Annotated in this window: 12 protein-coding genes; 6 read left to right on the forward strand and 6 right to left on the reverse strand. The window is 33.2% G+C overall.

Annotated features, from left to right (window positions below; genetic code table 11):
* Positions 1–38: 38 nt before the first annotated feature.
* The 4 genes from gcvP (at position 39) to K8Z87_RS09075 (ending at position 5,542) form a co-directional block, all read left to right on the forward strand.
* Positions 39–2,888 (forward strand): aminomethyl-transferring glycine dehydrogenase, encoded by a 2,850-nt coding sequence (gcvP, locus tag K8Z87_RS09060; RefSeq protein ID WP_227477181.1) that lies wholly within the window; start codon positions 39–41, stop codon positions 2,886–2,888.
* 174 nt (positions 2,889–3,062) lie between these two features.
* Positions 3,063–4,121, forward strand: a complete 1,059-nt coding sequence (locus K8Z87_RS09065; protein ID WP_227477182.1) for a 3-oxoacyl-ACP synthase III family protein — start codon at positions 3,063–3,065, stop codon at positions 4,119–4,121.
* A 38-nt stretch (positions 4,122–4,159) separates the two neighbouring features.
* Positions 4,160–4,684: a class I SAM-dependent methyltransferase gene (locus tag K8Z87_RS09070; RefSeq protein ID WP_227477183.1), complete on the forward strand. Its 525-nt coding sequence runs from the start codon at positions 4,160–4,162 to the stop codon at positions 4,682–4,684.
* A gap of 3 nt (positions 4,685–4,687) precedes the next feature.
* Positions 4,688–5,542 (forward strand): glycosyltransferase family 2 protein, encoded by an 855-nt coding sequence (locus K8Z87_RS09075; RefSeq protein ID WP_227477184.1) that lies wholly within the window; start codon positions 4,688–4,690, stop codon positions 5,540–5,542.
* 129 nt (positions 5,543–5,671) lie between these two features.
* On the opposite strand, the gene pafA is transcribed toward K8Z87_RS09075, so the two are convergent.
* Positions 5,672–7,297 carry an alkaline phosphatase PafA gene (gene pafA, locus K8Z87_RS09080; RefSeq protein ID WP_227477185.1) on the reverse strand — a complete coding sequence of 542 codons (1,626 nt, stop codon included), beginning with the start codon at positions 7,295–7,297 and terminating at the stop codon, positions 5,672–5,674.
* Between the two features lie 111 nt (positions 7,298–7,408).
* On the opposite strand from pafA, the gene K8Z87_RS09085 reads away from it, so the two are divergent.
* Together K8Z87_RS09085 and K8Z87_RS09090 are read left to right on the forward strand one after the other, a co-directional pair.
* Complete coding sequence (locus tag K8Z87_RS09085; RefSeq protein WP_227477186.1) at positions 7,409–8,146, forward strand: MlaE family ABC transporter permease; 738 nt, start codon at positions 7,409–7,411, stop codon at positions 8,144–8,146.
* The gene (locus K8Z87_RS09090; protein ID WP_227477187.1) at positions 8,146–8,913 is read left to right on the forward strand and encodes an ABC transporter ATP-binding protein; all 768 of its coding nucleotides are present in this window, start codon (positions 8,146–8,148) and stop codon (positions 8,911–8,913) included. Before K8Z87_RS09085 ends, K8Z87_RS09090 begins: the two co-directional genes overlap by 1 nt.
* Here the strand turns inward: K8Z87_RS09090 and K8Z87_RS09095 are convergent.
* From K8Z87_RS09095 to K8Z87_RS09115, 5 genes are all read right to left on the reverse strand, one after another.
* Positions 8,910–10,418: a DUF389 domain-containing protein gene (locus K8Z87_RS09095; protein WP_227477188.1), complete on the reverse strand. Its 1,509-nt coding sequence runs from the start codon at positions 10,416–10,418 to the stop codon at positions 8,910–8,912. The genes K8Z87_RS09090 and K8Z87_RS09095 overlap by 4 nt on opposite strands.
* Before the next feature lie 15 nt (positions 10,419–10,433).
* Complete coding sequence (locus K8Z87_RS09100; protein ID WP_227477189.1) at positions 10,434–11,516, reverse strand: mannose-1-phosphate guanylyltransferase; 1,083 nt, start codon at positions 11,514–11,516, stop codon at positions 10,434–10,436.
* Positions 11,517–11,634: 118 nt separating this feature from the next.
* Positions 11,635–12,267 carry a SprT-like domain-containing protein gene (locus K8Z87_RS09105; RefSeq protein WP_227477190.1) on the reverse strand — a complete coding sequence of 211 codons (633 nt, stop codon included), beginning with the start codon at positions 12,265–12,267 and terminating at the stop codon, positions 11,635–11,637.
* Complete coding sequence (locus tag K8Z87_RS09110) at positions 12,267–12,950, reverse strand: SDR family NAD(P)-dependent oxidoreductase (RefSeq protein WP_227477191.1); 684 nt, start codon at positions 12,948–12,950, stop codon at positions 12,267–12,269. Before K8Z87_RS09110 ends, K8Z87_RS09105 begins: the two co-directional genes overlap by 1 nt.
* Before the next feature lie 206 nt (positions 12,951–13,156).
* Complete coding sequence (locus K8Z87_RS09115; protein ID WP_227477192.1) at positions 13,157–14,788, reverse strand: pyruvate dehydrogenase complex dihydrolipoamide acetyltransferase; 1,632 nt, start codon at positions 14,786–14,788, stop codon at positions 13,157–13,159.

Consider the following 14,788-nt stretch of genomic DNA (forward strand, 5'->3'; position numbering starts at 1 on the left):
CGTATTTTTGCATATCAAAAAATTAGCAATTTTAAAGAATGGACACAACTTCTTTTGCACTTAGACATATTGGCCCAAATTCCGAAGAACAAAAGGCCATGTTAAACACTATCGGTTCTACAAGTATTGACCAATTGGTATCACAAACGGTACCGGCAGACATACGTCTTAAATCAGATTTAGATTTAGACGAAGCCATGAGTGAACAGGATTACCTTTCTCATATTTACGAATTATCTCAACACAACCAAGTTTTTAAATCTTATATCGGTTTAGGATATCATCCTGCAAATTTGCCTTCAGTAATACAACGTAATATTTTAGAAAACCCTGGTTGGTATACAGCTTACACGCCATATCAGGCAGAAATTGCCCAAGGACGTTTAGAAGCATTACTAAACTACCAAACCATGGCAATTGATTTAACGGGTATGGAGATAGCCAATGCATCACTTTTAGATGAAAGTACTGCTGCTGCTGAAGCTATGAGTCTACTTTTTGCGGTAAGAGAAAGAGCGCAAAAAAAAGCTGGTATTAACAAGTTTTTTGTTTCTAATTTAGTTTTACCACAAACCATTTCGCTACTAGAAACAAGAGCTAATCCTATTGGTATAGAACTTGTTATTGGAAATGAATCAGATTTCAATTTTTCTGAAGATTTCTTTGGAGCTTTAGTACAGTATCCTGGAAAGAATGGACAAATTACAGATATAAAGTCGTTTATAGAAAAAGCAAATGCTGTTGCCATAAAAGTTGCCGTTGCTGCTGATATTTTAAGCCTTGTTAAACTAGAAGCTCCAGGTAAATTTGGTGCTGATGTTGTTTTAGGAACCACACAACGTTTTGGTATTCCAATGGGATATGGCGGACCTCATGCGGCATATTTTGCAACTAAAGAAAAATACAAACGTGATGTCCCTGGTCGTATTATAGGTGTTACTAAAGACACTAACGGCAATAGAGCTTTGCGTATGGCACTTCAAACACGTGAGCAACATATTAAACGAGATAAGGCAACTTCTAATATATGTACCGCTCAAGTTTTATTAGCGGTTATGGCTGGTATGTACGCTGTATATCACGGTCCTAAAGGCTTAGAATTTATTGCCAATAAAGTTAATAACAGTGCAGCCACTTTGGCCGCTGCTTTAGAACATTTAGGAGTCGCACAACTAAATTCGCATTATTTTGATACACTTCAAATTAAAACAAATGCAGATTTGGTAAAAGTTGAAGCAGAAAAAAGAGGTGTTAATTTCTTTTATCCTAATTCTGAAACGGTAACTATTTCTATTAATGAAACCACTTCCATTTCAGATTTAAATACTATTCTTTCAATTTTTGAAACAATTACTCAAAAATCAACAGATAAAATAACTGGTATTTCTGATACAAATACGATTCCTGAAGCTCTTCAACGTCAATCCGATTTCTTAACTTTTGATGTGTTTAATAGTTATCATTCTGAAACTGAAATGATGCGTTATATTAAGCGTTTAGAACGAAAAGATTTAGCATTAAATCATTCGATGATATCATTAGGATCTTGTACAATGAAATTAAATGCAGCCTCAGAAATGTTACCATTAAGTTGGGGAAATTGGGGAAATATACATCCTTTTGTTCCTGTTGAGCAAGCAAAAGGTTATACTACAATGCTAAGCACTTTAGAAGATCAGCTTACTGAAATTACAGGATTTGCAGGTACATCATTGCAACCTAATTCTGGAGCACAAGGAGAGTTTGCCGGCTTAATGGTTATTAAAGCTTATCACGAGTCTCGTGGAGATCATCATAGGAACATTTGCTTAATTCCATCGTCTGCTCATGGTACAAATCCAGCTAGTGCGGTTATGGCAGGGATGAAAGTTGTTGTTACTAAAGCTACTGAAGAAGGCAATATTGATGTTTACGATTTAAGAGAAAAAGCCGAATTACATGCCGATAATTTATCTGCATTAATGGTAACCTATCCATCTACACACGGAGTGTACGAATCTGCTATTAGAGAGATTACTCAAATTATTCATGATAATGGTGGTCAAGTATATATGGATGGAGCTAACATGAATGCGCAAGTAGGATTAACCAATCCAGGAAATATTGGTGCAGATGTATGCCACCTTAACTTACATAAAACATTTGCTATACCTCACGGTGGTGGTGGCCCTGGTGTTGGCCCAATATGCGTTGCTGAGCAATTAGTTCCTTTTTTACCAGGTAATCCAATTATAAAAACAGGAGGAGACAATGCTATTACTGCAATATCTGCAGCACCTTTTGGCTCTTCTTTAGCATGTATTATTTCTTACGGTTATATAAAAATGTTAGGTGCTAAAGGTTTAAAACAAGCAACTGAAGTTGCTATCCTTAATGCCAATTATATAAAAGAACGCTTAGAAGGTTATTATCCAACACTATATACTGGAGAAAATGGTAGAGCTGCTCATGAGATGATTATAGATTGTCGTGATTTTAAAGCTAATGGTATAGAAGTTACTGACATTGCTAAACGCTTAATGGATTATGGTTTTCATGCTCCTACAGTATCATTTCCTGTAGCAGGTACTATGATGATAGAACCAACAGAGAGCGAAAGTAAAGTTGAAATGGATCGTTTTTGTGATGCTATGCTTTCAATCCGAAAAGAAATAGAAGGAGCTTCCAAAGATAATCCTAATAATGTATTAAAAAATGCACCACATACTTTGGCAATGCTAACCTCTGACGAATGGTTGTTTCCATACTCAAGACAAGAAGCAGCTTTTCCATTAGACTATGTAGCCAGCAATAAATTTTGGCCTACAGTAAGACGTGTTGACGAAGCTTTTGGAGATAGAAATTTAATCTGTAGTTGTGCTCCAATAGAAACTTATATGGAAGCTTAAAAATTTTGAAATATGAAATTTTGAAAAGCGTCATAAAATGACGCTTTTTTATGATATTCATATAAATATCGATTTATATTACGAATTATTAAAAAATAACTGATTTTAAAGCCAATTAAAGCTTAAACAACATAATATTAATTAGATTCGTCATACAACCATAAAACTTTTAGAATGTCAATCCGAATTACGGGAACAGGAAGTTATTTACCATGCACTATTGAAAAGAATGAAGATTTCTACAATCATGAATTCTTAAATGCTGACGGATCTTCTATAAATAATTGTAATAAAGTTATTATAGAAAAATTTAAAGCCATTACTGGTATAGAAGAAAGACGTTATATTAAAGATGAATTACTAAATTCTGACATCGCATTCTTTGCTGCAGAAAAAGCTATTGAAGATGCTAAAATTAGCAAAGAAGATATAGACTATATCATTGTTGCACATAATTATGGAGATATTAAGCATAATACAGAGCAAAGTGATACTGTTCCTAGCATTGCATCTCGTGTTAAACATTTATTGAAAATTAAAAACCCTAAGTGTGTTGCTTATGATATACTTTTTGGTTGCCCTGGTTGGATAGAAGGAGTTATACAAGCCAATGCATTTATTGTGTCTGGTATTGCTAAACGTTGTTTGGTTGTTGGTTCTGAAACACTATCTCGGGTTATAGATAGACACGATAGAGATTCTATGATTTACAGTGATGGTGCTGGAGCAATTATTATTGAAGAAACTTCTGATGAAGGAGGAATCATTGCTCATGAAACAGCTACATTTACCTTAGATGAGGCACATTTTATATACTTTGGAAAAACTAACCATCCTGAAAGTAAAGATCAACGTAAATACATAAAAATGTATGGGCGTAAAATATATGAGTTTGCACTAACAAATGTACCATTAGCCTTAAAATCGTGTTTAGAAAAAACAGATATTTCCATTAACGATGTTAAAAAAATATTAATCCATCAAGCCAATGAAAAAATGGATGAAGCTATTGTAAAACGTTTTTACAAACTTCATAATATGGAAATGCCAGAAGGTGTTATGCCTATGACTATTGGCTTATTGGGCAATTCGAGTGTTGCAACTGTGCCTACGCTTTATGATATGATATTAAAAGGTCAACTTGAAGACCAGCATATAAATAAAGGTGATATTATTATATTTGCAAGTGTTGGAGCAGGAATGAATATCAACGCTATTATATATAAACATTAATTATAATCTCACTTTCGTGGGAATAAAAATCATTTTCCTTGTACGAAGGCACTTTTCCTAATAAACGCTATAAACTTACTTTAGAATTTTTAAGAACTCATGTTCCTAATTCTGAATCTATACTAGATTTGGGAGTTAAAAATCCATTTTCTGAAATTATGATTTCGGAAGGATATTCGGTTGAGAATACAAATGGAGAAGATTTAGATGAAGATCGTAGTGCTATTGAAAATTCTAATGCAACAGTCATTACAGCATTTGAAATATTTGAACATCTACTTTCTCCATACGAAGTTTTAAAGTCTATTAAAGCGCAAAAATTAGTAATTAGCGTACCATTAAACTTATGGTTTTCTTCCGCATATCGAAGTAAAACAGATCTTAGAGATCGTCATTATCATGAATTTGAAGATTGGCAACTCGATTGGTTATTAGAAAAAACAGGTTGGGAAATTAAAGCCAGAAGTAAATGGACAAATCCTACAAAAAAAATTGGTTTTCGTCCTATTTTACGTCATTTTACTCCTCGATATTATATTGTTTATGCCACAAGAAATTCTTAAGCTTTGAATATTTCTATTATCATTCCGGCGCATAACGAAGCCCATTTTATTGGGTTAACGCTTCAATCATTAGTAGAACAAAACTTATTACCTAAACAGGTTATTGTAGTTAATGATAATTCTACTGATAATACAAAAAAAGTTGTTGAAGGCTTTACTGAAAAACATTCCTGGATTTCTCTTCTAAATATAACATCTTCAAACACACATTTACCTGGATCAAAAATCATTAATGCGTTTAATAAAGGTTTAAACCAATTAAATAATACCTATGACATTATCTGTAAATTTGATGCTGACTTAATCTTTCCAAAAAACTACCTAGAAGTTATCGCTATTCATTTTCAAAAAAATGACAAACTTGGTATGGCTGCTGGCTTCTGTTATATTGAAAAAAATGACCAATGGATCCTAGAAAACTTAACTAACAAAGATCATATCCGCGGTGCGCTTAAAGCCTATAGAAAAGATTGCTTTGAGCAAATAGGAAAATTAAAAGCATCTATGGGTTGGGATACTGTAGATGAACTTTTAGCTAAATACTACAATTGGGAACTCTTAACAGACGAGTCGCTGCATGTTAAACATTTAAAACCCACAGGCCAATCTTACAATAAAGCTTCTAAATTTTTACAAGGAGAAGCTATGTATAAAATGCGTTATGGTTTTACCCTTACATTAATCTCCGCTTTAAAACTGGCTTATAAAAAAAGAAGTTTTAGATTATTTAAAGATTATATGAATGGGTATTTTAAAGCGAAAGCTAAGTCTTTAGAATTTTTAGTAGATGAAGACCAAGGCAAATTTATACGACAACTACGCTGGAAAGGTATAAAAACAAAAGGAAGACTTAAATAGTCTTCCTTTTTTAGGTTAGTAAATGTAAATGATTAATAGCAATAATATTTACTCATCTAAAATATAACATCTCTCATTTACAAAATGTTAGCTAGCTAACATTTCTTTTTATTAATCTTAAGTTGGTTTTTAATCCAAAACAAATCCTAAAGGTTGTCCCGTTGCTGCATTAGGAAATGCAATATTTAAAAGTGCTGAAATGGTTGGTGCTATATCTGTTATTCTTGTTTTTTGAAGTGTTTCTCCTTGCTTTATCCCTTTTCCGAATAATAATAAAGGTACATGTGTATCATAGGTATAACCAGAACCATGTGTTGTTCCTTTTTTAGAATACGATATTACAGATGGGCTTAAAACAACTAAAACATCACCAGATCTTTTTTGGTGATAGCCATTTTGCAATAAATGTTCTATACCATGGTTATATGATGTATTTCGCATTGCCGTTGCCGAATAGGCTTTATCTATAAATTTGTAATCTATAATTTCATTGACAATAGCTTCTTGTACCTCAGCTAAATTTAATTTCAGTGATTTAATCTTAGCTCTATTTAAAAAAATCTGAAAGTCTCCAGCGTATTCTAATAAATCTGAGGCTCCGTAGGTACGTGCTAAGAACACATTTAGTTTTTTTCTAAAATCATTTAAATCGTAATAGCCTGCGGCAATTTTTTGAGACTGTAAAAATGATGGTACATCGGCAGCAGCATGATCGGCCGTTAAAAATACGGTGTAATTGCCTTTACCTACTTTAGTATCTAATACCGTAAATAAACGCTCTAAATCTTTATCTAATCTTAAATAGGTATCTTCTGTTTCTTTAGCATTTACACCAAAATTATGACCCACATAGTCCGTACTAGAATAACTGATAGCTAAAAAATCAGTAACATTATCTTTTCCCAAATCTTCGCCATCAATAGCAGCTATAGCAAAGTCCGTAGTTAAACTGTTTCCGTATGGAGTTGATTTTATAATATCAAAACCGTTATTCTCTTCACTTAAAGCTTTTAAGTCATAAGGAAATGTAGCGGATTCTTTTCCTCTAAATCCATTTTCAAAATTATTTAAGTCTAAACCACTTTCTGTATAAGTGTTAATATCTAATAAGGTATTCCAGGGTTTTAAATAATCTTCAGTAACTTTAGAGTCATTAAATGTTTTAACCCATTGTGGAAGTTCTTCCATGTAATACGAGCTTGTAACCCAATTGCCCTCTCCTTTTCCTTGAAACCAATAAGCTGCATTTGCGGAATGTCCAGCAGGTAATACTGCTCCTCTATCTTTCATGGCTATTCCTATAACTTTAGAACGTTGTTGCGTATGTAAACGCAATTGGTCTGTAACCGTAGTAACAGTCATTCTATTAGGCGAAACTCTACTGTATTTATCTTCTGTACCGACTGGATTAAAACTATCATCATTAACACAGTACACTGATTTTTTTTCAACTTTATCGTACCAATTATTAGAAATTATACCATGGTATTTGGGAGTTGTGCCAGTATAAACGGCTGCATGCCCTGGACCTGTATAAGTTGGAATATAATTAAAGTGATTGTTTTTACAATTAAAACCTTCATTCATCATACGTTTAAAACCGCCATTGCCGTATTTAGCATCGAATCTTGTGAGGTAATCGTATCTCATTTGGTCAACTACAATACCAACTACAAGTTTCGGTTTTTCATTAGATTGTGCTTTAGAAAAAGTGAAACTAAAGCAGATGATTATAAGTAAGAATGCATTTTTCATTCGTAAGAGAAATTAATTCAATATCAAAAATACGGATTTTAAGAGATCTTAATTTAATTTAGCGTTAATTTACCCATAGATTTTCATAATTTAGCGATAGTAAAATTAAAGATGAGTTATCTTCAAAGTATAGGCCTTTATTTTTTAATGATTAAAGATATGTTTCGGAAACCAACAAAATGGTCCGTTATGCGTTCTTTAATCCTTAAAGACATTGATGATCTTGTTATTGGATCTATAGGTATTGTAGCGTTTATATCTTTCTTTGTTGGTGGTGTTGTAACCATTCAGACTGCATTAAATTTAAACAATCCGCTTATCCCTTTACATTTAATTGGTTTTGCAACAAGGCAATCTATAATATTAGAGTTTGCTCCAACATTTATCTCTATAATTATGGCTGGTAAAGTTGGCTCTTTTATAACATCTAGTATTGGTACAATGCGTGTTACCGAACAGATTGATGCTTTAGAAGTTATGGGTGTTAATTCTCTAAACTATCTTATTTTCCCTAAGTTTATTGCACTAATGTTGTACCCTTTTGTAATTGCTATTGCTATGTTTTTAGGAATTTCAGGAGGTCTTATTGCTAGTGTATATGGTGGTTATGCACCTATGGATGTATATATAACAGGTGTACAACTCGATTTTATTCCATTTCATATTGTATATGCATTTCTTAAAACATTAATCTTTGCTTTTCTTTTGGCTACAATCCCATCATTTCATGGTTATTATATGAAAGGTGGAGCTCTAGAGGTTGGTAAAGCAAGTACGACATCGTTTGTTTGGACAAGTGTATTTATTATACTTTTAAATTATATATTAACTCAATTGCTTTTAAGTTAATGATCATAGTAGATAACATATTTAAATCATTTGGAGAGAACCAAATTTTAAAGGGCATTAATACTACTTTTGAAAAAGGAAAAACAAATCTTATTATTGGGCAAAGTGGATCAGGGAAAACAGTATTTTTAAAATGCCTATTAGGATTGTTTGAGTATGAAGATGGTTGCATATCGTATGATGGAAAAAAATATATAGAATTAAACGCTAATCAAAAACGAGATTTAAGAGCTGAAATAGGCATGGTATTTCAAGGTAGTGCTTTATTTGATTCTATGACTATTGCCGAAAACGTAATGTTTCCATTACGTATGTACACCAAACAAAGTAGAAGCGAAATGGAAGATCGTGTTAATGTGGTATTAAACCGTGTTAATCTCAGTGATGCCCATAAAAAGATGCCTAGTGAAGCTTCTGGAGGTATGCAAAAACGTGTTGCTATAGCAAGAGCTATTGTAAATAATCCTAAATATTTATTTTGTGACGAGCCTAACTCTGGTTTAGATCCAAGAACTTCTATTGTTATTGATAATTTAATTCAAGAGATTACGGACGAATTTAATATTACTACGGTAATTAACTCTCACGATATGAATTCTGTAATGGAAATAGGTGAGAAAATTGTGTTTTTAAAAGATGGTTTAAAAGAATGGGAAGGTTCTAATAAAACTATTTTTAAAACAGATAATGAAGCTGTAACTAACTTTGTTTACTCATCTAACTTGTTTAAAAAAGTAAGACGCATGTATTTAGAAGAGAATGCTTAATTTCTTTTAATCACTATAGTATCTGACTTTATTTCTTGCCTTAACCAAGCACTTAGTTCTTTTTCCTTAATTGACATAAGGCTATCGTTAAGTGTATTATTCCATTTTACATTAGCAACGGCTAGTGTATCTATATTTATAAAATCTTTAGATTCTAACATTTCTGCATAGCTAAAATATTGTAAATCGTTAAATCTTATTTTAGCATCTTTAGCCAAATTTGTAAATGATACCGAATTTTCATTAGCACTATTCTGCTCTATCTCTTGATTTAAATTGGTAATTTCAGATTCCAAGTTATCAATCTGACTTTGTAACCCTGAAATAATATTATCCTTTCCATCTATTTGCTGTATCGCTCTATCATAAGCATCAGAAATTTTATCGATACTTCGGTTTTTGTTCCCGTTAATAATCAATTCAAAATCTTTTATTTTATCATAACGCCTTAAACCATTTTTTAGGTAAGCTTCAGTAGCCAGAGTTATTTCATCATTAAAATACAATGTAATCTTCTTCTCTTCGTAATTTAGTATACCTTGTTGAAACCAGAGTTCATGGTTATCTTTTACTTCATATTTTTCATAACGTTCATAATCATTTTCACAACCGCTTAATCTCAAAACATTTACAAATGTTTTAATTGGCCATATCATTACTAAAATTGCTATTAAAGCAGCAAACCTCGCAATTCGTCTTCGTTTTGCTGAATTTGCATAACGTATCATCGGAAAACGCAATACCTTAAGTACAATAAATGTTGCTATAGCAATAAATATGGTGTTAATAGTAAATAGGTTCATTGCCCCTAAGAAATAGTTCCATCCAAGTGAAACATCATCTCCTCCTCTAAAAACTATACCCAAACCATAGCCTGCCGTACATAACGGAGGCATTAAAGCTGTAGCTATTGCTACACCAAAAATTACAGAAGCTATAGTACCTTTTTTAGTTCTAGCAATAATTAATGCCGATCCTCCAAAAAAAGCAATAAGCACATCTCTAATATCTGGTGTTACTCGACCAAAAAGTTCATCTGTTTTAAACTCACCTCCTGGAAATAACCAAAAAAACAAAAATGCCGTTAATAAGCTTAACACAATCATGGTCGTTAAATTAACTAGCGACTTTTTTAAAGTATCTATATCATTAATAGCTAGAGACATACCAATACCAAGTATTGGTCCCATTAGTGGTGATATTAACATAGCTCCAATAACCACAGCTGTAGAATCGGCATTAAGACCAACTGAAGCCACCATAATTGAACAAACTAAAATCCAAGCGGTTGCTCCTTTAAACGGAATGTCTGCTTTTATAGCCTCAATAGTTGCATCTCTATCTGTATCATCTCTAAAGCTTAGAAGTTCAACCATAAAAGTCTTTATGCTTGCAAATAAGCCTTTAGCATCTTCTTTTACTGCCTGTTTTTTTTCTTCAACAGCTTTCTCCTTATCGACGGACTGCTCTTCAGAAAAATTGAATTTGTTTTCTTGCTCTGCCATTTTATAATGGATTAATTAACCGTATTCTTCTCCAAAATTAGCTTTTACATTCTGGAGTACTTTCTTTATATCTTGTTCTTTTGTTTTAGGAAAGATAAGTAAAACTTCATCCTTATCTACCACAATATAATCTTTAAGGCCATCGATAACCACGAGTTTATCTTTGTTAGAACGAATCATATTTCCTGATGCGTCTTCTAAAAGTGTCTTTGCATTAACTACAGCATTATTAGTATCATCTTTATCTAACTTGTCGTATAAACTGCCCCAAGTTCCTAAATCGTTCCAATCAAAAGTAGCAGGAATCACATAGACATTATCACTTTTTTCCATCACCGCATAATCAATAGATATATTTTCGGCCTTAGCATAATTCTCAGTTATAAAAGCACCTTCTTTTTCAGTATTATAGGCTTCATATCCGTTTTTAAAGTGTTGGAATAACTCAGGCTGATTCTTTTTAAATGCTTCTAAAACGCTTTTTACACTCCACATAAAAATACCTGCATTCCATAAAAAATTTCCTTGTTTAATAAACGATTTTGCCGTTTCATAATTTGGTTTTTCTCTGAATTGATTGACTTTTCTAATAGAATCACCTGAAGTATTATCATATTCTATATACCCATAACCTGTATTGGGAAATGTTGGCGTTATACCCAAAGTCATCAAAGCATTGTTTGACCCACAAAAATCAAAAGCTTGTTGCACATTATTAGTAAAAGCTTGTTCATCTTCAATCCAATGATCGCTAGGTGCAACAATCATAACGGCGTCAGGGTTTTCTTTTTGAATCTTTAATGCCGCATACAAAATACAAGGAGCAGTATTTCTCATGGCAGGTTCTAAAACGACTTGCCGTTGTGTTATCTCTGGTAATTGTTCAAATACTAGATCGTTGTAACGTTCATTAGTGAGTATAAATATATTCTCTTTTGGAATCAATTGAGCTAAGCGATGAAACGTCTTTTGTATCAACGTATCTCCTGTACCCAGCATATCGTGAAACTGTTTCGGGAAATCTTGAGTACTAATCGGCCAAAATCGTGAGCCTACTCCTCCAGCCATTAAAATGGCGTAATAATTTTGGTTTTTCATTTTATTATTAGTAACCTTTCGACTGCGCTCAAGGTGACATTTTCTATATTAATTCATATATTTTTATATTCCTTCTCGATAGCTATCGGGATTCACAGGAATGACAATTGTTCTTTATTTATGTGATATTCCCTTCTTCAAGGGAATGGAGTTGTTGTTTTAACAATTCCACCTCAGCATTAGGGTTGAAAAGATACAACTTTCCTGAATTTACCTCTATACATTCAAATCGCTTTCTACGTTTTTGCCCCTTTTTAAATATTCGTCCATTATATAACTTAAATGTTACACCTAAAGGCACTTCAAATACATAAGTTTTATCATTTGGCGCATCAAACTGCTTTAATGCTAGTGCTAATTGTGAATCCGTATCACTAGAAGCTTTTGGGTTTTTAAAATGCTCTGCCAAAAGCGGTAATAATTCATTAGGAAAAATTTCTGGATTTAAAAACGGTAGCATTAAATACTGAAAGGTTTGCTTCCATTCTTTACCATGGGGTTTTATAAATTTTCCGAAACGTTTATACGCTTCTAAATGCGCTATCTCATGAACTAAAGTGATTAAAAAACGGTATTTATTCAAATTAGAATTTACTGTAATCTGATGCTTCCCATTAGGTAACTGTCTATAATCTCCATGACGGGTTTTACGTTCATTTTTTATTTTAACAACAAGATGTTCTTCATCTAATAGACTCGCAACAATATCTAAAGCCGTTTCGGGAATATAATTTTTAATCTGGTTTTGCATCAAGGTGTAGAGTTCGATACTTGTAATAGTTTACCGTTATAATATTTACTTCCTGTTAAAGCAAAATCAGTAATATATTCTGCCATTTCTAAAGCCGTTGTTGGTGCTTGATAGCCTGGAAAAGCTTCTTCTAACATCTCTGTTTGTACAGCTCCTAAGGCTAGCACATTAAAATTTGGTCCGGTTTCTTTATATTCTTCGGCTAGTAATTCAGTTAATGTAATCACTGCTGCTTTGCTAGAACTATAAGCCGCCAATCCTGGGAATTTTAAACTGCCTTGCACACCTCCCATAGAGCTAACAGTTACAACATGTCCTTCTTTTTTCATAAACGGAATAACAACACGTGTTAGTTCTGAAACGCCAAACACATTCGTTTTATAAACGGTTTCAAAATCTGAAATTGTAGTCTCTGCAAACGGCTTGTTAAGTAATGCGCCTGCATTGTTAATTAAAACATCTACCTGTTGCCAATTCTCTTTAATAAAATTAGTGACTTGTTTGTAAACATTAGCTTCACATAAATCACACGAAAAAGTAATTACATTATCTAATTTCAAGTTTTTAATTGGTGTTTCGTTTCTAGATAAAGCTAATACTTGATGACCTTGACTGGCAAATAATTTAACCATTTCAAAGCCTATACCTCGGCTTGTCCCTGTGATTATGATGTTTTTTGACATAATAGAAATTGATTATAAAAAGCCGTCAATTCGAGTATCCTGTCCCGATACAATTTTCTTTTATCTCAACTACGCTCGATATGACAGAAAATCACTCTGATTGACATAAATTTTCAAAATATTACTTAAAGATAAAATCCTACCACTAAGTAGGTAGGATTTATTTTTATAGAGACTCTTCGACTGCGCTCAGAGTGACATTTTTATTATACTAGCATCGTCACTGGATTCTCAATATATCCTTTTAAGGTTTGTAAAAATTGTGATCCCGTTGCGCCATCAACAGTACGATGATCGCAAGCCATTGTTAATTTCATGGTATGCCCTGCTACGACTTCGCCATTTTTAACTACTGGTTTTGCAACAATAGCTCCAACCGATAATATCGCAGAATTTGGCTGATTAATAATTGATGTAAAACTCTCAATACCAAACATTCCTAAATTAGAAATGGTAAACGTACTGCCTTCCATTTCGTCTAAAGTCAATTTTTTATCTCTAGCTCTACCTGCATAATCTTTAACCGCAGCACCTATTTGAGGTAAACTCTGTTCATTTGCAAAACGTACCACTGGCACTACCAATCCGTCAGGTACCGCTACAGCAACACCAATATGTACGTGATTGTTTAATTGCATGCGATCATCAAACCAACGTGAGTTAACTTGAGGATGTTGTTTTAATGCTAAAGCACAAGCTTTAACAATCATATCGTTATACGATATTTTAATATCTGGTATAGAATTATATTGTGCACGGAATGCCATTGCATTTTCCATATCAAACTCTACATTCAAATAATAATGTGGCGCAGTAAACTTAGATTTTACTAAGTTTTTAGCAATTGCTTTACGCATATTTGAATTTTGAACCTCATCAAAATCTTCTTGACCTGTTGGCACAAACTTACCAACAGAAGCTGTTGCTTGAGATGGTGTATAGTTTTCAATATCTCGTTTTACAATACGTCCGTTTTCACCAGAACCATTAACTTGATTTAAGTTAATGCCTTTTTCTTCAGCCATTTTTTTAGCTAATGGCGACACGTACAATCTTCCGTTAGAAGATGAAGTCGTTTGAGACGTCTCGACTGCGCTCGACGTGACAGGTGTAGTTTTCTTCTTAGTTTCTTTTGGTGCTTCAACTTTTTTAGGTGCTTCTGCAGGTTTTGAATCTCCACCAGAAATTTTAAAGTTTTTTGCTACAGCAGTTACATCTGTTCCTGCAGGACCAATAATAGCCAATAATGCATCTACTTTTGCAGATCCACCTTCTTGAATTCCGATATGTAACAATGTACCTTCATTAAAAGATTCAAATTCCATTGTTGCTTTATCTGTTTCAATTTCAGCAAGAATATCTCCTTCTTCTACTACATCTCCTTCTTTTTTTAACCAAGTAGCTACAGTACCTTCTTCCATCGTATCACTTAAACGTGGCATAGTAACTACAATGACTCCTTCTGGCAATTCCGCTTCCTTAGATGCTTCATCAACTACACTTGGAGTGACATCGTCTTGAGACTCCTCGACTGCGCTCGGAGTGACATCTTCTTTTTCTTCAGAAGTGTTACCATTTAGCAATCCAGAAATATCTTCTCCTTCTTCTCCTATAATAGCTAAGAGTTTATCAACTTCGGTGGTTTCGCCTTCTTGTACTCCTATATGAAGTAATGTTCCTTCGTTAAAAGATTCAAACTCCATCGTTGCTTTATCTGTTTCAATCTCAGCAAGAATATCTCCTTCTTCAATTTTATCGCCAACTTGTTTTAACCATGAAGCAACAGTACCTTCTTCCATGGTATCACTTAATCTTGGCATATTTACTACTACTGCCAT

This window comes from Winogradskyella immobilis (assembly GCF_021887715.1).
GTDB lineage: Bacteria > Bacteroidota > Bacteroidia > Flavobacteriales > Flavobacteriaceae > Winogradskyella > Winogradskyella immobilis.